Source organism: Nocardioides ferulae (assembly GCF_003660455.1).
Lineage (GTDB): Bacteria > Actinomycetota > Actinomycetes > Propionibacteriales > Nocardioidaceae > Nocardioides > Nocardioides ferulae.
In genome coordinates this window covers 1-18,143 of the sequence record NZ_QZVR01000002.1, presented here as the reverse complement: position 1 = coordinate 18,143, position 18,143 = coordinate 1, and the positions used below count along the sequence as shown (strand labels likewise).

General features: G+C 72.2%; 19 protein-coding genes. 11 read left to right on the top strand and 8 right to left on the bottom strand.

The annotated features are described in order from the left end of the window. The first annotated feature begins 35 nt into the window (after positions 1 to 35). Together D6B71_RS03150 and D6B71_RS03145 are read left to right on the top strand one after the other, a co-directional pair. Positions 36 to 716, top strand: coding sequence for a GOLPH3/VPS74 family protein (locus tag D6B71_RS03150; RefSeq protein WP_121251980.1), 681 nt, complete (start codon positions 36 to 38; stop codon positions 714 to 716). Then, the gene (locus D6B71_RS03145) at positions 713 to 1,969 is read left to right on the top strand and encodes a DUF2254 domain-containing protein (protein WP_164519527.1); all 1,257 of its coding nucleotides are present in this window, start codon (positions 713 to 715) and stop codon (positions 1,967 to 1,969) included. The genes D6B71_RS03150 and D6B71_RS03145 overlap by 4 nt, the downstream gene beginning before the upstream one ends. A gap of 36 nt (positions 1,970 to 2,005) precedes the next feature. Here the strand turns inward: D6B71_RS03145 and D6B71_RS23320 are convergent, their stop codons facing one another. The 4 genes from D6B71_RS23320 to D6B71_RS03125 form a co-directional block, all read right to left on the bottom strand. Further along, positions 2,006 to 3,145 (bottom strand): methyl-accepting chemotaxis protein, encoded by a 1,140-nt coding sequence (locus tag D6B71_RS23320; RefSeq protein WP_121251976.1) that lies wholly within the window; start codon positions 3,143 to 3,145, stop codon positions 2,006 to 2,008. A 103-nt stretch (positions 3,146 to 3,248) separates the two neighbouring features. After that, the gene (locus tag D6B71_RS03135) at positions 3,249 to 3,848 is read right to left on the bottom strand and encodes a mycothiol-dependent nitroreductase Rv2466c family protein (protein ID WP_121251974.1); all 600 of its coding nucleotides are present in this window, start codon (positions 3,846 to 3,848) and stop codon (positions 3,249 to 3,251) included. Positions 3,849 to 3,908: 60 nt separating this feature from the next. Beyond that, positions 3,909 to 5,051 (bottom strand): chromate efflux transporter, encoded by a 1,143-nt coding sequence (gene chrA / locus D6B71_RS03130; RefSeq protein ID WP_121251972.1) that lies wholly within the window; start codon positions 5,049 to 5,051, stop codon positions 3,909 to 3,911. A 101-nt stretch (positions 5,052 to 5,152) separates the two neighbouring features. Further along, a complete protein-coding gene (locus D6B71_RS03125; RefSeq protein WP_121251970.1) occupies positions 5,153 to 6,817 on the bottom strand; it encodes a CHAP domain-containing protein in 1,665 nt (554 codons plus the stop codon). Between the two features lie 242 nt (positions 6,818 to 7,059). On the opposite strand from D6B71_RS03125, the gene pepN reads away from it, so the two are divergent. Next, complete coding sequence (gene pepN / locus D6B71_RS03120; RefSeq protein ID WP_121251968.1) at positions 7,060 to 9,606, top strand: aminopeptidase N; 2,547 nt, start codon at positions 7,060 to 7,062, stop codon at positions 9,604 to 9,606. Positions 9,607 to 9,688: 82 nt separating this feature from the next. Here the strand turns inward: pepN and D6B71_RS03115 are convergent, their stop codons facing one another. Continuing rightward, a complete protein-coding gene (locus D6B71_RS03115; protein ID WP_121251966.1) occupies positions 9,689 to 10,069 on the bottom strand; it encodes a DUF5130 family protein in 381 nt (126 codons plus the stop codon). Beyond that, positions 10,056 to 10,406 (bottom strand): hypothetical protein, encoded by a 351-nt coding sequence (locus tag D6B71_RS22595; RefSeq protein ID WP_164519526.1) that lies wholly within the window; start codon positions 10,404 to 10,406, stop codon positions 10,056 to 10,058. The genes D6B71_RS03115 and D6B71_RS22595 overlap by 14 nt, the downstream gene beginning before the upstream one ends. Before the next feature lie 136 nt (positions 10,407 to 10,542). Between D6B71_RS22595 and D6B71_RS03105 the strand changes: the two genes are divergently transcribed. Beyond that, on the top strand, positions 10,543 to 11,589 hold the full coding sequence (locus tag D6B71_RS03105; RefSeq protein ID WP_121251964.1) for a mechanosensitive ion channel family protein: 1,047 nt from the start codon (positions 10,543 to 10,545) through the stop codon (positions 11,587 to 11,589). An 11-nt stretch (positions 11,590 to 11,600) separates the two neighbouring features. On the opposite strand, the gene D6B71_RS03100 is transcribed toward D6B71_RS03105, so the two are convergent. Next, positions 11,601 to 12,026 carry an OsmC family peroxiredoxin gene (locus D6B71_RS03100; RefSeq protein WP_121251962.1) on the bottom strand — a complete coding sequence of 142 codons (426 nt, stop codon included), beginning with the start codon at positions 12,024 to 12,026 and terminating at the stop codon, positions 11,601 to 11,603. 135 nt (positions 12,027 to 12,161) lie between these two features. Between D6B71_RS03100 and D6B71_RS03095 the strand changes: the two genes are divergently transcribed. The 4 genes from D6B71_RS03095 to D6B71_RS03080 all read left to right on the top strand — a co-directional run bounded on the left by D6B71_RS03095 (position 12,162) and on the right by D6B71_RS03080 (position 14,870). After that, positions 12,162 to 12,542, top strand: coding sequence for a globin (locus D6B71_RS03095; protein WP_121251960.1), 381 nt, complete (start codon positions 12,162 to 12,164; stop codon positions 12,540 to 12,542). A gap of 142 nt (positions 12,543 to 12,684) precedes the next feature. Further along, positions 12,685 to 13,239, top strand: coding sequence for a hypothetical protein (locus D6B71_RS03090; RefSeq protein ID WP_121251958.1), 555 nt, complete (start codon positions 12,685 to 12,687; stop codon positions 13,237 to 13,239). A gap of 165 nt (positions 13,240 to 13,404) precedes the next feature. Further along, positions 13,405 to 14,316, top strand: coding sequence for a hypothetical protein (locus D6B71_RS03085; RefSeq protein WP_121251956.1), 912 nt, complete (start codon positions 13,405 to 13,407; stop codon positions 14,314 to 14,316). Further along, positions 14,298 to 14,870 (top strand): RNA polymerase sigma factor, encoded by a 573-nt coding sequence (locus D6B71_RS03080; RefSeq protein WP_121251954.1) that lies wholly within the window; start codon positions 14,298 to 14,300, stop codon positions 14,868 to 14,870. Before D6B71_RS03085 ends, D6B71_RS03080 begins: the two co-directional genes overlap by 19 nt. Here D6B71_RS03080 and D6B71_RS03075 read toward each other — a convergent pair. Continuing rightward, a complete protein-coding gene (locus tag D6B71_RS03075; RefSeq protein WP_121251952.1) occupies positions 14,831 to 15,718 on the bottom strand; it encodes a thioesterase family protein in 888 nt (295 codons plus the stop codon). The genes D6B71_RS03080 and D6B71_RS03075 overlap by 40 nt on opposite strands. Positions 15,719 to 15,869: 151 nt before the next feature. Here D6B71_RS03075 and D6B71_RS03070 point away from each other — a divergent pair, with 151 nt between their 5' ends. The 3 genes from D6B71_RS03070 to D6B71_RS03060 all read left to right on the top strand — a co-directional run bounded on the left by D6B71_RS03070 (position 15,870) and on the right by D6B71_RS03060 (position 17,911). Beyond that, complete coding sequence (locus tag D6B71_RS03070; RefSeq protein WP_121251950.1) at positions 15,870 to 17,084, top strand: acetyl-CoA C-acetyltransferase; 1,215 nt, start codon at positions 15,870 to 15,872, stop codon at positions 17,082 to 17,084. Positions 17,085 to 17,214: 130 nt separating this feature from the next. Beyond that, a complete protein-coding gene (locus D6B71_RS03065) occupies positions 17,215 to 17,715 on the top strand; it encodes a MarR family winged helix-turn-helix transcriptional regulator (protein ID WP_420846284.1) in 501 nt (166 codons plus the stop codon). A 13-nt stretch (positions 17,716 to 17,728) separates the two neighbouring features. Then, on the top strand, positions 17,729 to 17,911 hold the full coding sequence (locus D6B71_RS03060; protein WP_206051540.1) for a hypothetical protein: 183 nt from the start codon (positions 17,729 to 17,731) through the stop codon (positions 17,909 to 17,911). Positions 17,912 to 18,143 lie beyond the last annotated feature (232 nt).

Here is an 18,143-nt window from a genome sequence, read left to right as displayed (position 1 = left end):
CGTGCGCCGGGCGGGCCGGACGCTACGGTCGGCACGTGGACACCTTGATCGCCGAGGACCTGCTGCTCCTGCTGCTCGACGACGACTCGGGAGCGCTCACCGCCAGCACCTACGCCCAGCCCGCGCTCGGCGGCGCGCTGCTGGTCGAGCTGGCGATGGCCGACCTGGTGACCGTCGAGAAGCCCGCCGGCATGTGGAGCACCGCGAAGGTCCACCCCGGCCCCGGGGCGACCGCACCCGCGGACCCCCTGCTGGCTCAGGCGCTCGCGACCGTGGCGGAGAAGCCCCGCACCGCCCAGGACCTCGTCAACCGGCTGGGCAAGGGCGTGCGCGACACGCTGGCGACGCGCCTCGCCGACCGCGGGGTGCTGGAGCGGCGGGACGACCGGGTGCTGGGGTTGTTCCCCCGCACCCGCTGGCCCGCCGTCGACTCCCGCCACGAGGAGGAGGTACGCCGCGCGCTGGCCGCGACGCTCGTGCAGGGGCTCGACCCCGACGCCCGCACCGGGGCGCTGGTCGCGCTGCTGCACGCGATCGGGCAGGCGCACAAGGTCGTCGACCGCCAGGGTCGCTCCGCCGGCGAGGTGCGCCGACGCGCCAAGGAGGTGGCCGAGGGGCAGTGGGCGGCGAAGGCGGTCAAGGACGCCGTCGCAGCCTCGATCGCCGCGATGACCGCGGCGGTCGCCGCGGGAGGCGCCGTGGCCGGGTCGTCGTGACCGTCGGCCGCGGCTCCGGACCGGAGGCGCCCGGCCGCGCGCACCGGCTCGTGCGCGCCTCGCTCGGACCGTTCTGGGTGGTGCCGTCGCTGTGGTGCATCGGCGCGGTGGGCCTCGGGCTGGTCCTGCCGGAGCTCGACGAGGGCACGGCGTCGTGGATGCCGCTGCTCTTCCAGGGCGGGCCGGAGGGCGCCCGCACGGTCCTCTCGAGCGTCGCCGGCGCGATGATCTCGGTGACCGGGCTGGTCTTCTCGATCACGATCGTCGTGCTGCAGCTGGCCAGCAGCCAGTTCAGTCCGCGCGTTCTCGGCACGTTCCTGGAGGACCGCGTCACCCAGCACACCCTCGGGGTCTTCGCCGCCTCCTTCCTCTACTCCCTCACGGTGCTGCGCTCGATCGTGGACGTCGAGGGGCGCGCGGTGCCGCAGCTGGCGGTCACGGCGTCGTACCTGTGGGTGCTGGGCGCGGTAGGCATGTTCTTGGCGTTCATCCACCACATCACCCGGTCGATCGCGGTGGACACGATCGTGCGGCGCACCGCCGGCGAGACCCGGGCGCTTCTCGTCGCCGACGTCGCGGCCCGGGCCGAGCGCCCCCCGACGGCGCAGCTGCCCGACGCCCCCGGCGAGCACGTCGTCACGGCCGCGTGCTCCGGCTACCTCGACGTGGTCGACCTCGCGCCGCTGGTCCGGTGTGTCGAGGCACAGCAGGCGTGGGTCGACGTCCTCCATCCACTCGGCACCTTCGTCGTCGAGGGCTCGCCGCTGGCGGTCGTGCACGGCGCCGGGCCGGGCACCACCGCGTGGGACGAGCCGGTCCGCAGCCACCTCCACCTGCGGGGCGAGCGCACGCTGCAGCAGGACGTCTCGTTCGGGTTCCGCAGGATGGTCGACATCGGCGAGCGAGCCCTCTCCCCGGGCACCAACGACCCGACCACCGCCGTCCAGGTGATCGACCAGCTCCACGACCTCCTCCGCAGGCTCGCGGGCGCGCCCGACCCGGCGGCCGTCGCCGCCGGCGAGGACGGCGCGGGACGGGTGGTGCTGCGCCCGCACCGCTTCGCCGACCTGCTCGACCTCGCCGTCGACGAGCTGGCCCACTGGGGTGCCGAGAGCCTTCAGGTGCCGCGTCGCCTGCGGAGACTCCTGCACGACCTGCGCGCCGCGGCCCTTCCCGAGCATCGGCCGACGGTCGACGCGAAGCTGGCCCAGGTCACCGCGGCGACCCCGGCGACGCCGTTCGACGGCGGCTGACGGCGACTGACGGCGACTGACGGCGGCTGACCGGCCCTACCTCGCCCCGAGGCTGGCCCCCCGGGCGTCGGCCCGCTCGGTGTCGTAGGCCGCGGCGACCCGCTGCCGCAGCGACGCCACCTGCTCGCTGATCGTGCGGGCGGCCTCGCGCACGGAGTCGGCCGCGTCGGCGGATCCGTGCACGGACCGGGCGACGTCGCGGATCCACCCGGACATCTCGTTGCTGGTGGCGCTCTGCTCCTCGACCGCGCTGGCGATCATCGTCTGCTGGTCGGCCACGTCGGTGACCAGCTCGACGATGCCGTTGATGGCCTCCATCGCCTGGCTGCTCTCGCCCTGGATCGCGTCGATCATCCGGGTGATCTGCTGGGTGGCCTCGGCGGTGCGTGCGGCCAGCTCCTTGACCTCGCTGGCGACCACCGCGAAGCCCTTGCCGGCCTCGCCGGCGCGGGCCGCCTCGATGGTGGCGTTGAGCGCGAGCAGCTTGGTCTGCTCGGCGATCCCGGTGATCAGCCGGGTGATGCTGCCGATCTCCTCGCTGGACTGCTGCAGCTTGGCCATGTTGTCGCTGGCGTTCCGCGCGGACTCGACGGCGGTGCCGGTGCTGCTGGCCGCGGTGGTCGCACGGCTGGCGATCTCGCCGACACTCTGGGCCATCTCGCTGGAGCCGCTGGAGAGCGCCTCGGCCTGACCGGAGGTCTCCCCGGCCGAGCGGGTGAGCACCTCGCCCATCTCGGTCAGTGACGACGAGGCCTCGGCCAGCCGCTCGGCGAGCTCGTGGTTGAGCTGGTTGCCACGGACCTCGTCGGTGGCGTCGCGCCAGCTCACCGTGTAGCCCCCGGGCATCTGGGCGACGGTCACCTCGACGTACATCGTCTCCGCGCCGATGCCGGCCGAGACCAGCTCGCTGCTCGGGAAGGACCTGGAGTCGCGGATCAGCCGTTTGAGGACCGAGCGCAGCATGTCCAGGGACTCCGGCCCGTGCGCGGTGGCCGTCTTGACCGCCATCGCGGTGGCGGCGGCGTTGCGGTAGACGATCTCGCCGGCGGGGTCGGTGATCAGCAGCTCGCTCGGCAGTCCGTCGAGAGCCGCGACCAGGGTGGCTGCCGAGCGCAGCAGGGGGGGCGCGTCGCCCTCGCCGCTCGCGCGACGGAACAGCCTTGCGAAGACCGGCATGGCGGATCTCTCTCTCTGCTCGACGAGGGTGACACTGAGCTCATCGGCAGCGAGGACCGCGCTGCTTAGCCCATGACCTCGAGACCTTCCCCACGATCGCGCGCTAGCTGAAGTCGAGCGGCGCGGTGCGGCTGCGCTTGAGCTCGAAGAAGTACGGGTAGCCCGCGAGCAGTACGGCGCCGTCCCAGACCTTGCCGGCCTCCTCGCCGCGCGGGATCGAGGTCAGCACCGGCCCGAAGAACGCGGTGCCCTCGATCGCGATCGTGGGGGTGCCGACGTCGTCGCCGACCTGGTCCATGCCGCGGTGGTGGGAGGCGGCGACGGCCTCGTCGAGGGAGGAGTCGTGCATCGCGTCGGCCAGCTCGACCGGGAGGCCGGCGTCGGCCAGGGCCCCCTCGATCATGGCCCGGTCCTTCTCCTGCTTCTCGACGTGGATGCGGGTGCCCATCGCGGTGTAGAGCGGGAGCAGCACCTCCTTGCCGTGCTGCTGCTCGGCGGCCATCAGCACCCGCACCGGCTCCCAGGCGGTCTTGAGGAACTCGCGATAGTCGTCGGGGATGTCCTTGTCCTGGTTGAGGTAGGCCAGGCTCATGATGTGCCAGGTGACCTCGATGTCACGGACCTGCTCCACCTCCAGGATCCAGCGCGAGGTGATCCAGGCGAACGGGCAGGCGGGGTCGAACCAGAAGTCGGCGTTGGTCATGCCCTCCGGAACCCGCGCACCGGCCCGCCCATTCCCGCGGGCCCGGTTGCTCGTCTCGCCTCAGAGCAGGCCGACGAGCAGGCCGACCGCGCCCCCGCCCAGCACCAGCCAGGCGCTGTTGAGGCGGGTACGCAGCAGCAGGAGCAGGGCGACCAGCCCGATGGCGACGGTCCAGCCGTCCACGAACGCGGCCCGCCCGAGCTCGAGGGTGACACCCGCCATCAGCGCGAACGCGGCCGCGTTGAGGCCATCGAGCATCACCGCCGTCCACGGCGAGGAGCGCAGCTTGTCGGTGATCTTCGTGAGCAGCCCGACGAACGCGAACGAGGGCAGGAAGATCGCGACCGTCGCGAGGCCGGCGCCGACCGGGCCGGCCACGACGTACCCCACGAACGTCGCGGTCGTGAAGACCGGGCCGGGCGTCACCTGGCCCACCGACACGGCGTCGACCAGCTGCTGGTGGCTGAGCCAGCCGAGCCGGTCCACGAAGTCGCCCTCCAGGAACGTCAGCAGCACGTAGCCGCTGCCGTAGAGCACCGACCCGATCTTGAGCATCGTCCAGAACAGCTCGGCGAGCTGGCCCCCGGACGGGTCACCGAGGGTCGGCCGCCCGGTGGCGACCAGCACGGGAAGCGCCACCAGCTGGGCGGCGCCGCCTCGGGCCAGCGCCCGCCCTGCGCGCACCAGTGCCGGCAGCATCGCCCCGGCCGCGAGCACCAGCAGCTCGTGCACGCCGAGCAGGTACGCCGTCAGCGCGGCCGCCGCGAGGACCGCGGGCCAGGCCCTCTTCGCCACCGTGCGCAGCAGGCCGGTGAGCGCGTGCAGCACGATCGCGATCACGGCGGGGACCACGCCGTACAACAGCGACTCGACCGCGGGGGTCTCGCCGTACTCCACGTAGGCCCAGGCCAGCCCGGCCACCATCAGCGCCGCCGGCACGATGAAGCAGACCCCGGCGACGACCAGGCCCCGCCACCGCGCACGGTCGTAGCCCAGGTGGATCGCCAGCTCGGTGCTGTTCGGGCCGGGCACCAGGTTGGTGGCGCCGACCAGGTCCAGGAACCGCTGGTCGTCGACCCAGCCGCGTCGGCGCACCAGCTCTTCGCGCATCATCGCGATGTGGGCGGCGGGGCCGCCGAACGCGACGGCACCGAGCCGTAGGAAGACCGCCGCGACCTCGCCGACGCCGCCCGGAGTGCTCACGGCGGCGCAGTGTGCCGGACCCAGGTGAACACGGTCTCGGCAGGCTCGACCACCGGACAGGCTCGACCACCGGACCAGGCTCGACCACCGGGCGGGCGGGGTCAGCGCAGCACGGTGACGGTGGTGCGCGCACGGGCGGCCTCGACCATCCCGGCGCCGGCGTAGTCGACCCGCACGGTGCGCTCCCCCGGACGCAGATCGGGCACCACGACGCGGGCCTTGCCGTCGACGAACCTGCCGGAGACCTCGCGGCCGGCGGCGCGGACCGTGAAGCGTCCACCCGGGTCGGCCACGCCGGGGGCGGAGATCCGCAGCACGACGACGGCGCGCTTGGTCTTGCCGAGGGCCCGGACGGCCAGCAGCGGACGGGTGGTGACCTTGGCGCCGGTGCGCACGGTGAACGCGTGGTCGCGGTAGCCGTTGCGGCGCATCGCGACCTCGACCGCGATCCGGTGGCCGACGTCGTCGACCCCCAGCGGATAGCTGTCTCCGGTGGCCCCGGCGACCGGCTCGCCGTCGCGGGTCCAGGTGTAGGAGATCCAGGCGTCGGCCGGTGTGAAGCGGCCGGGCTCGACCCGCAGCACCTCGCCGTAGCGCGGGGTGCCGGAGACCGTGAACGGCTCGGTGACGTCGATGGTGCCGGCGCGCACCGGGCCGATCGGGTCGGTGTCGACCGCGATCTTGCGGTAGCCCTCGGCCCGGGCGACGACCCGCGCCGAGACGGTGGCTCCGATCAGGGACTGGTCGAGCGGCAACGACCACCCGTCCGCGCCGGTGAGCGGCGAGCCGTCGACGAACCACTTCACGCTGGTCGTCTGCGGTGAGGGCGTCATCGGCGGAGCCGAGAGCGTGAGGACCCCGTCGACCTCGGGCGTGCCGGTCACCACCGGATCGGCGTCGAGCACCATGGTGCCGGCGCGGACCTTGCCCACCGGGGCGGCAGCCGATGCGGGGGTGTAGCCCTTGCGCTTGGCCGTGACCTCGACGCTCACCGCGCGGCCCTTGTCGGCGGGCCGTGGCGTGAAGGTGCTGGCGTTCGCCCCCTCGACCGGCTCTCCGCCGACCGTCCAGCGGTAGCTGACCTTCACCTTCGCCGCCGGCTTGAACGAGCCGGGCGACGCGACCAGGGGGGCGCCCACCTCGGGGGTGCCATTCACCGATGGCGGCCGCTCGACGGTGATCTCCTTCGGCGCCTCGTCGATGAAGTGGATGAACCCCGATGGCCAGCCACTGGTGCCCCTGACCACGCGGCGCCAGTGGAAGTCACCGCTCCAGCTGTCCTCGGAGACGAGGATCTCGTCCTCGGAGACCACCTTCTCGACGTAGGCGACGTGCCCGCTGGACGGCGCCCAGGCGGACCCCTTCTTCCACCACGCGACCGCGCCGACCCGCGGCGTCTGGTCGGTGATGTCGGCCATCGCGACACCCCAGTGGTAGGCCATGCCGCTGCCGTCCCAGGGACGCTCCTCGGACATGCCGGCCTTGACCATGCGGTAGGCGACGTAGTTGGTGCAGTTGTGCCCGGCATACATCCGCCACCACATCTGGCGTCCGGCCCGCTTGTAACCGAAGTGGGAGTAGCCGGCGTCCGAGCACGCGTCATAGCCGGTGCACAGGTAGGAGCTGGATCGCTCGGGGATCACCGTGCGGGTCAGGGCGCCGCGCTCGGCGCGCCCGTCGCGGTCGGCGCCGTCGAGGGCCGCGGACGACGTCGGCGCCAGCAGCCCGAGGGGTGCCAGCAGCAGCGCCAGCCCACTCACGAGCATGGCGCGACGGCATCGCGCGGACAGCAGCACGACCCGGACGGTAGTGGATGTCAAGCACCGACACGCCGATTCGGCGAAAAGTGTCTCAATTTTCGCATCGGCCTCGGTGGCCACGCCGGTCACAGACGCCCCAGGCACCTCAGCATGCCCGCGACGTCGCCGCGCGTCCAGCGGTCGCGGCCCACCGGCCCCGTCGTGCACCGGTATCGCCCGCCCCGGGACCGGGTGGCAGGATCGGGTCCATGCCTGGAACCAACCTGACCCGGGACGAGGCCGCCACCCGCGCCGCCCTCCTGGACGTCTCGTCGTACACCATCGACCTGGACCTCACGACGGACGAGAAGACCTTCGGCTCGACCACCACGATCCGCTTCACCTGCACCGAGCCCGGCGCGGAGACGTTCGCGGACCTGGTCGACGCGACCGTGCACGAGATCAGCCTCAACGGGCGCGCGCTCGATCCCGCCACGGCGTACGCCGACAGCAGGATCGCGCTGCCCGATCTCGCCGCCGAGAACGAGCTCGTGGTCCGCGCCGACTGCACCTACTCGCGCACGGGCGAGGGCCTGCACCGGTTCGTCGACCCGGCCGACGACCGGGTCTACCTCTACTCCCAGTTCGAGGTGCCGGACGCCCGCCGCGTCTACACGACCTTCGAGCAGCCCGACCTCAAGGCGCCGTTCACCTTCAACGTGACCGCGCCGGCGCACTGGAAGGTCGTCTCCAACTCCCCCACCCCGCAGCCGGAGGAGCTCGGTGACGGCAAGGCCATGTGGCGCTTCGCGCCCACGAAGCCGATGTCGACCTACATCACCGCGATCGTGGCCGGTGAGTACCACGCCGAGTTCGACACCTACGAGGGCAAGCACGGCACGATCCCGCTCGGCCACTACTGCCGCCAGTCGCTGGTGGAGCACATGGACACCGCGGCGCTGGTCGACACCACCAAGCGCAGCTTCGCGTTCTTCGAGGAGCAGTTCGACTACCCCTACCCGTTCGGCAAGTACGACCAGCTCTACGTGCCGGAGTACAACATGGGCGCGATGGAGAACGCCGGCTGCGTGACGCTGCGCGACGAGTACCTCCCCCGCAGCCGCCAGCCGCGCTCGTTCTACGAGTTCCGCACCTCGGTGATCACCCACGAGATGGCGCACATGTGGTTCGGCGACCTGGTGACCATGAAGTGGTGGGACGACCTGTGGCTCAACGAGTCGTTCGCCGAGTGGGCCTGCTACTGGTGCGAGGCCGAGGCGACCGAGTTCACCGACGCCTGGACCGGGTTCGCCAACGCCCGCAAGCAGACCGGCTACCGGCAGGACCAGCTGCCCAGCACCCACCCGATCGCGGCCGACAACGTCGACCTGCGCGCGGTCGAGGTCAACTTCGACATGATCACCTACGCCAAGGGCGCGTCGGTGCTCAAGCAGCTGGTCGCCTGGGTGGGCCTCGAGCCGTTCCTGAAGGGGCTGCGGGCGTACTTCAAGGAGTTCGAGTACGCCAACTCCGAGTTCTCCGACCTGCTGCGTCACCTCGAGACCGCGTCCGGCCGCGAGCTCACCGGCTGGGCCCAGGAGTGGCTGCAGACCGCGGGTGTCAACACGCTCTCCCCCGAGTTCGAGCTCGACGAGCAGGGCCGGTTCACCCGGCTCGCCGTCCGCCAGACCGCGCACCCCGACTGGCCCACACTGCGCCGGCACCGACTCGGTGTCGGGTTCTACCACGAGCGGGACGGACACCTGGTGCGCGAGCGCTACCTCGAGGTCGACGTCGACGGCGAGCTGACCGAGATCGCCGAGGCCGCCGGGCTCGAGCAGCCCGACCTGCTGCTGCTCAACGACAACGACCTGAGCTACGCCAAGATCCGGCTCGACGAGCGCTCGCTGGCCACCGCGGTCGGCGGCCTCTCGCGGCTCGACGACTCGCTGGCCCGGGCCCTGGTCTGGGGCGCCGCCTGGGACATGACCCGCGACGCGGAGATGTCGGCCACCGACTTCGTCTCGCTGGTGCTGGCCAACATCGGTGCCGAGACCGACTCGTGGGGCGTCAGCCGGATCCCCACCTACGCCGCGCAGGCGGTTGACCTGTACGCCGCGCCGGCGAACCGGGCCGGGCTGCAGCAGCGGTGGGAGGCCGGGCTGCGCGAGCTGCTGCTCGCCGCGGAGCCGGGCAGCGACCACCAGCTCACCTTCGCCCGCTCCTACGCCGCGGCCGCGCACAGCGACGCGGCGCTGGCCGACCTCGACGGGCTGCTCGACGGATCGTTCACCGTCGAGGGGCTCGCGGTGGACCAGGACCTGCGCTGGCAGCTGCTGACCGCGCTCGCCGGGCGTAGCCGTGCCGAGGAGGAGCGGATCGCCACCGAGCTGGAGCAGGACAACACGATCTCCGGCCAGGAGCACGCCGCCGCCGCCCGCGCCGCCCGCCCGACCGCGGAGGCCAAGGCCGAGGCGTGGGAGCTGGCCACCGTGCGCGACGACGTGCCGAACGAGACGCACCGCTCGATCGTGCTCGCCTTCCAGCGCTCGGACCAGGACGACGTGCTCGCACCGTACGTCGAGAAGTACCTCCAGACCGCGGAGGACGTCTGGGAGCGGCTGGGCACCCAGCGCGCCTCGACCGTGCTGGAGTTCATCTTCCCGCGGCAGCTGGTCGGCCAGGAGCTCCTCGACCGGGTCGACGCCTGGCTCGAGACCACCTCGGCCAACCCGGCCGCGCAGCGCTACGTGCGCGAGGGCCGCGCCGACGTCGCCCGGGCCCTGGCTGCCCGGGAGCGCGACGCGCGGGGCTGAGCACCCCGCCCACGACGAAGGGCCCGGCCGGGAGCGATCCCGCCGGGCCTTTCGCTTCGTCGTACGCCGTGGCGTCGGGCGGTCAGTCCGCGTGCAGGTAGTGCGGTGGCCGCGCGTGCTCGGCGAGCATGCCGATGCCGTGCTTGAGGCCGCCGACCAGGTCGCCGGCGGCGAACGACTCGCGCATGTGCAGCGCGGCCAGCTCGGTCTCGTTGTCGGAGAGGGTGCGGCGGACCTCGCTGCCGGTGACGATCTCCAGCGCCCGGGCCGCCGGGTCGACCATGATCAGGATGCTGCGGGCCGGGACGACCAGCGAGTTGTGCAGGCTGCCGGCGAAGGCGCGTGGGTCGCCCTCGGCGCGGCCCACGAAGACCGAGAACTCGTAGCGGCAGGTCTGCTCGGCCCGGCGGATGGCCTCGTCGAGGGCGAACCGCTCCGACGGGCTGAGCTCACCAGCGGGCACTTGCGCCTCCGGTGTGGGAGTCCTCGGCCTCGGGTGCGGTGAGCTCGTGCGGCTCCTTGCGCGGACCACCGAGCCACTGGTTCTCGACCTCCGGTGCCCCCGGGGCGACCCGCTCGCCCCGGGCCATCGCCGGCAGGTAGACCAACGCCGCCAGCAGCAGGCACAGCCCCAGCGGGATCGCGCCGAGCACGAACAGGGCGTGCAGGCCGTCGACGTCCGGCTCGGCCGGCCACCCCTCGGGGGTGTCCGCCCCGGCCGGGGCGGCGACGGCCGCGAGGACGCCCGCGGCGACGAGGACGACGGCAAAGCGACGGAGGACGGTCACGAGGCTGGTCACGCCCAGAGGATATCGACCCGGGCCGAAGGTCCCGACAGGCGGCCGGGGGCCGGTCACGTCAGACGAGTCACACCGCCCCGCTCAACGCTCCTCTCGCGGCTCGAACAGGCCAGTCGCTGCCTGTTTACTGTGGCGCATGCTCTCCTTCGGCACCGGTGACTGCGACGAGGACCAGCAGGTCTGCAACTTCGTCTACGACCTGACCGACAACCAGACCACCGCCCACGTCGCCGATGTGCTCATCGGCAAGCCGCTGGCGATCGCCGGGCTGCTGGTGCTGGGGCTGCTGATCCGCTGGGCACTACACCGGCTGGTGGACCGCCTGGTGGCCGGCGCCCAGGACGGCGTGCTGCCCGACAGGGTCGGCCGGTTCTCGCTGGGCCACCAGCGCAGCGAGGCCCCGCCCACGCCGCTGGACCTGGCCACCTCCACCCGCCGGGTGCAGCGGGCCAAGACCATGGGCAGCCTGCTCAAGAGCATCATCACGGGGCTGGTGACCGCGATCGTCGTCACGATGATGCTCAGCGAGCTCGGCGTCGACATCGCGCCGATCATCGCCAGCGCCGGCATCGTGGGCGTCGCGCTCGGCTTCGGCGCCCAGTCGCTGGTCAAGGACTTCCTCTCGGGCATCTTCATGATCTTCGAGGACCAGTACGGCGTCGGCGACGTCGTCGACCTCGGCGAGGCCAGCGGCACCGTCGAGGCGGTGAGCCTGCGCGTGACCCGGCTGCGCGACGTCAACGGCACCGTCTGGTACGTCCGCAACGGCGAGATCCTGCGAGTGGGCAACATGAGCCAGAACTGGGCCCGCACCGTCCTGGACATCTCGGTTGCCTACGACGAGGACCTCGCCCGGGTGCGCCGGGTGCTGCAGGAGGTCGCCCACGACCTGTGGGAGGACGAGGACTTCCGCGGCCGGATCATTGAGGAGCCGGAGGTCTGGGGCGTCGAGGCGCTCGGCGCCGACGGCGTCGCCGTCCGGGTGACGCTGAAGACCGCACCGTTGGAGCAGTGGGCGGTGGCCCGCGAGATGCGTCAGCGGATCAAGGCCCGCTTCGACTTCGAGGGCATCGAGATCCCGTTCCCGCAGCGGGTGATCTGGCACCGTGGTGACACGGCGGCGACGGCAGCCACAACGCCGGCGGGCTCCTCTCCCGCAGGAGAGAAGCCCGTCGACGGTTGATCCGCGGGAGGTCAGCCCAGCGATGCCTCGAGCGTGATCGTGGTGCCGGCCAGTGCCTGGCTCACCGGGCAGCCGGTCTTGGCACCCTCGGCGAGCTCGACGAACGTGGCCTCGTCGATGCCCTCCACCGTGCCGACGACGGTCAGCTTGATGCCGGTGATGCCGGTGCCGGGCGTGAACTCGACGTCGGCGGTGGTCTTCAGCGAGGTGGCCGGGGTGTCGTTCTTCGCCAGCGCGTTGGAGAACGCCATGGAGAAGCAGGCCGAGTGGGCGGCCGCGATCAGCTCCTCGGGGCTGGTCTTGCCGTTCGCCTCCTCCGCGCGGGAGGGCCAGGACACGTCGTAGGTGCCGAGCCCGGAGGACTCGAGGGTCACCTTGCCGGAACCCTCGAAGAGGGTCCCCTCCCAGTTCGTCGTGGCCTTGCGCGTGGTTGCCATCTGCCGATCACTCCTTGTGCGGGACGGGTGCAGGACGGGTGGCCCACCGGCGGTCGTCGGACCGGGCCGTGGGACGCCTGCGAGTCTTGCACGCCCACGTCGAACCCGGCTGGGCCGCATCGGCAGAATGGACCCGTGAGCGAGACGACGTTCTACGAGGAGATCGGCGGCTTCGAGACGATGCGCACCATCGTCGCGGGGTTCTACGAGGGCGTCGCGACCGACGAGGTGCTGCGACCGATGTACCCCGAGGAGGATCTCGGGCCCGCCGAGGAGCGGTTCCTGCTGTTCCTCGTGCAGTACTGGGGAGGTCCGACCACCTACTCCGAGAGCCGGGGCCACCCGCGACTGCGGATGCGGCACGCACCGTTCGCGGTGACCCCGCAGGCCAAGGAGCGGTGGCTCACGCACTTCCGGGCCGGCTTGGACGCCGCCGCGCTGACCCCCGAGCAGGACGCGCAGTTCTGGGACTACGTCACGCACGCGGCGCAGTTCATGGTGAACACCCTGGAGTAGCAGAGCGAGGCGACCACGCTCGAGAGCGCGGAGAGAAACTTCAGATCGGCTGTAACGCCCGCCCGGGACCGCGACAGGTAGCAGGTGGAGAGGGAGCGGGGGGTCACTTGACCACCACCCACACCGATCGAGGAGAGATCACGTGCGCAGCATCACCGCAGCCAAGGCCGCCGTGGCCGGAACGGCTCTGGCCGTCCTGTCCGTCGGTGGCGCCTTCGCCGCCGGGAGCATCTCGGACAGCACGGAGACCGACCCCGCCGCAACGCCTGTCGTGAACAAGGCCGGCCACGAGGTCGACGAGCACGCCGCCTTCGGCCAGGCACGCGCCGCCGAGGCCCGCGCGAAGGCCACCGCCACCCCGACGGCCGACCCGAGCGAGACGGCCGACCCGACCGAGACCGCCGACCCGAGCGAGACCGCGACGGCCGACCCGACCGAGACGGCCACCGCCGACCCGACCCCAGTGCCGGCCGACGAGGGCAAGCAGGGCCACGGGCCCAACGAGAACGCCGGCGACCACCCGAACGAGCACGCCTACCTCGGGTCCGCGAACGGCAACCAGGGCGGTCATGGCCCGAAGGAGGGCCACGGCCCCAACGAGAACGCCGGAGACCACCCCAGCACCCAGGGCAGCGCCAACGGCGGCGGCCAGGGTCACGGGCAGGGTAAGCCCGGCGGCCCCCACTCGGGCAGCTGACCCGAGTCCCCCAGTTCAACGGCCCCGGCGGTGACCCCCCCTACAATCGTCGGGGCCGTTGTTGTTCCTCCAGGTGTCCACACCGGACATGCTGTCCAGACGGTCGAGAAGGTGACGCAGTGAGGCTCCAGCCCCATCCTCCCGCGCGCGAGTGCGGAGGTGTTCATGGCTGAGCACCCCCGGCCCTCACCCGGCGAGCTGCGCGACGCGCTCCGGGCCGACATCCCCACGCTCGAGCCCGACGACCTGTTCGTGGCGCGCCTCGCCGAGACCGCCGCCACCGCGCACGCCAGGGCGCAGCGACCCCGTCCGGCCGCCGGCTGGCGCGTCGGACTGGCCTCGGCCGGGGTCGTCGGCGTCGCCGCACTCGGCACCTGGGCGGCCGCCACCGTCACCGACTCCGACCCCACTCCGCCCCCGGTCGAGCCGCTGACCGACCCCGCTTCCCCCTCTGAGGAGCCCGGTGGCCCGGACGGTTCGGACGGCCCGGACGACGCCGAGCCGACGGGCAGCGGAACGGTTCCCGGTTCCGGGACGCCGTCGGGCCGCAGCGGTCCCGACGGCGTCCCTCCCGACGGTGGACAGGGCAACGGCACCGGCCCCTCGTCCGGCCCGGACGACGGCACGCCCGACGGCCCGGACGACGGCGGCCAGGGACAGCCCGGCACCGACCCGGGCGCGAACCCCGGCACCAACCCCGGGAGCAGCCCCGGCACCAACCCCGGCTCGGAGCCCGGCGAGCAGGGCCAGGGCACGCCCCCCGGACACGCCGACGAACCGGGCGCTCCCCCGCACGCCGGTGAGCCCGGTCAGGGCAGCGAGCCCGGCCAGGGGGGCGGCAAGCCCGACGACAAGCCCAGCGGCAAGCCGACCGACAGGCCCAGCGGCAAGCCCAGCGGCAAGCCGACCGGCAAACCGGGTCAGGGCGACCGCGTCGTGGCCGATCGGAGCGGCAGCGCACGCACTGTCCGAGTCGCGGGTGGTGCCCACGAGCAGGCGAGGGAGCGGGGGCAGGCCGGACGCACCCCTGGGTCGACGAGGGACGACCAGAGGACAGGGTGGACGACGACGAGCTGATCCAACGGGCCAAACAGGGGGACCCGGACGCCTGGCGAGAGCTGTACCGCGCTCACGCCGGGCGTCTCGTCGTGTGGTTGGAGGCCCGCCCGAGCGGTGACACCGCCTCGACCGCCGAGGACCTCGCCGCCGAGGCCTGGCTCACCGCGGCGCAGAAGATCGTCGACTTCCGAGGCGACTCCTCGGACTTCGCAGGTTGGCTGTTCGGCATCGCGCGCAACCTGCACGCCAACTCGCGGCGCCGCAGTCTGCGTCGCCGGACCGACCCCACCGCCCACGAGGACCTCCAGGACACCCAGGTGACCGAGGGCCACGAGGGCTACCTCGCCGGTCAGGACTGGGTCAAGCAGGCGTTGGGATCGCTCTCGGCCCGGGAGCGGGACGTCGTCGGCTGCATCGACGTCGTCGGCCTCGACGTCGAGAGCACGGCCCAGGCGCTGGGCATCAGTGCGGTCGCGGTGCGCGTCGCCCACCATCGTGGGCTGCGCAAGCTGCGCCGCGCCGGGTCGGGGGGTCAGCCTCCGGTGAGTGCCGCCAGCAGCGGTTCGCGATAGACCTCCGCCGGCGGGGCGGCCCGCTGCGTGTCCTGATCGAAGAAGACCACCACGACGCGCGCCCGGGCATAGACGGTGTCGCCGTCACGGATCTCCGACTCGATGGTCGCGGAGCTGCGCCCGACATGGGAGATCCAGGACCACGAGTCGTAGGGCTCGGCGCGGAACATCAGCGGCGCCAGGTAGTCGACGTCGGTCTGGGCGACGACCATCGCCACCGGCGGGCTCCCCGGGGGCACGTCGGACCACAGGTGCGCGGTGAGCTGGATGCGCGCCTCCTGGAGGTACTCGAAGTACTTCACGTTGTTGACGTGCCCGTAGACGTCGACGTCGGAGAAGCGGACGCGGACCGGATAGTGGTTGACCGGCTCCCGGCGCGGGGTGTCGAACGGCCGCCGGGGGGTCCGCTCGGACGGCTCGAGGTAGGCCTCGAGGGATCGCCGCTCCCCGGCGTCGAGCCGGCGCGGACGCTCCGCGGCGAAGACGTACGGCGTGAGCACGGTCGAGGCGCGCAGATAGACGCGTCGCATCGACCCCTGCCCGGGGTTCGGGTCCTCGATCTCGTCGAAGACCTCGTAGGCCATCGTGAAGGAGGCTGCCCTGATCTCGGTGACCCAGCACTCGATGCGCACCGGGCGGAACCGGAAGGTCAGCGGCGACAGGTAGGTCACCTCGTGGCGGGCCACGACCAGACCCTCCGCCAACCCGGCGGTGGCGTCGGAGCGACGGTGGGTGCGCAGCATGTCGACGCGGGCCTCTTGGAGGTAGTCGACGTAGACGACGTTGTTGACGTGGCCGAGGAGGTCCATGTCGGCCCAGCGCAGCGGGCACTCGTAGAGGTGGCGCACGCCGGCGATGCTGCCATGCCGAGGGCGGCCGCACTCGGGCGGTCCGCACAACCGACGTGGGCCCGCCGGACGGGAGTGGTGCACGCCACTCCCCCGGTCGCCCGGCAGCGTCTAGGGTGACTGCGCTGTATCCCCTCAGATCGGAGAACCCATGCCCGAGGCCGTCATCGTTTCTGCTGCTCGCACGCCCATCGGCCGGGCGAACAAGGGCTCGCTCAAGGACTTCCGGCCCGACGACCTGGCCGCGCTGATCGTCAAGACCGCGCTCGACAAGATCCCGGCCCTGGACCCCAACACGGTCGACGACCTCTACCTGGGCTGCGGACTGCCCGGCGGCGAGATGGGCAACAACATGGGTCGCGTCGTCAACGTGCTCAACGGCATGGACGACGTGCCCGCCGCCACGATCACCCGCTACTGCGCCTCGTCGGTGCAGACCACCCGGATGGCCTTCCACGCGATCAAGGCCGGCGAGGGCGACGTCTTCATCTCCGCCGGCGTCGAGACGGTCTCGCGGTTCCGCAAGGGCACTTCCGACCACCTGCCCGACACCAAGAACCCCCTGTTCGAGGACGCCCAGGCCCGCACCGAGGAGTACGCCCAGGGCGGCCGGGACTGGCACGACCCGCGCCAGGACGGCGTCCTGCCCGACGTCTACATCGCGATGGGCCAGACCGCCGAGAACGTCGCTCGCCTGCGCGGGTTGGACCGCAAGGAGCTCGACGAGTTCGGCGTCCGCTCGCAGAACCTCGCCGAGAAGGCCATCGCCGACGGGTTCTGGGCGCGTGAGATCACCCCTGTCACGCTGCCCGACGGCACCGTCGTCTCCACCGACGACGGCCCCCGCTCCGGGGTCACCTACGACGCGATCTCGCAGCTCCAGCCGGTCTTCCGACCCGACGGCGTCGTCACCGCCGGCAACTGCTGCGCGCTCAACGACGGCGCCGCCGCGGTGGTGCTGATGTCGGACACCAAGGCCGCCGAGCTCGGCCTGAAGCCGCTGGCCCGCGTGGTCTCGACCGGCGTCAGCGGGCTCTCCCCCGAGATCATGGGTCTGGGCCCGGTCGAGGCGACGAAGCGGGCCCTGGCCAACGCCGGCATGAGCATCGGCGACATCGACCTGGTCGAGATCAACGAGGCGTTCGCCGCCCAGGTCGTGCCGTCCTACCAGGAGCTCGGCATCGACCTCGACCGGCTCAACGTCAACGGCGGCGCGATCGCGGTCGGCCACCCGTTCGGCATGACCGGCGCCCGGCTGCAGAACACGATGATCAACTCCCTGGAGTGGCACGACAAGTCCACCGGCCTGATCACCATGTGCGTCGGCGGCGGGCAGGGCATGGCGCTGATCCTCGAGCGTCTCTGACCGCTGGGAGTCTCTCCCGGACCCGAACGCCTGGTCGCCGCCGCGGCCAGGCGTTCGGCCATTTCCGACGGTCCTCGTCGGCGGGCGCGTTCCGCCCTGCCACGCCCGGGACCCGGCATAGACTGCCGCGGTGGCGAACGACGAGACTCGGTGGCTCGACGCGGATCAGCAACGGTCGTGGCGAGCCCTGTTGATGGGCATGACGCTGCTCCAGGACCGCCTCGACGACGAGCTGCGACGGCGCCACGACCTCTCCCTCGTCGAGTACGAGATCCTGGTCCGGCTCTCCGAGAGTCCCGGCCGGCACCTGCGGATGGCGCAGCTCGCCGACGCCCTCGCGCACAGTCGCAGCCGGGTCACCCACACCATCGCCCGGATGGAGAAGTCCGGGCTGGTGGAGCGCTCGCACTCCCCCGACGACGGTCGCGGCATCCTCGCCACGATGACCGACCAGGGCTGGGACCTGCTGGCCAGCTGCGCCCCCACCCACGTCGAGGGGGTCCGCGCGCACCTGGTCGACCTGTGCGACCCCGACGACTTCGCCGCCCTCGGCCGGGTGATGAACGCCGTCGCCGACCACCTGGTCAGCGCTCACCCCGAGATGGAGATCCGGGGCCCGGGCGCGGGCTGACCATCACTCACCGATGAGTCCGGCAAAGGGGGCGGGCACCCTCGCCGGGCGCGGCGGCGAGGCGCTCGCCCGCGAGCTGGGCGTGGAACCCGTTGTGTTCCCTGGCGACCACGGTGGGTTCACCGTGAGCCCGATGTCGCCCACGAACGACCCCGCGGCGTTCGCCGCCAGGCTGCGCGAGGTCCTCGACGGCTGACCTGAGAGGCCGCAGCCCGCCCCCACCATCCACCTCACGCAACGCCGGAGGCCCACGCATCAGCGCGGTAGTCGGTGCGGCATGCCTCGCCCTCCACAAGCGACTGCCAGACAGCCTCATTACAGGCGCACACCTGTTCGAACGCGACTGTCGGTGGTCGCCTCTAACGTAGTGCCATGACGACAACCAGCACCCGCGAGCATCCGCTCCGGGCATGCGCCACCGCGATCAC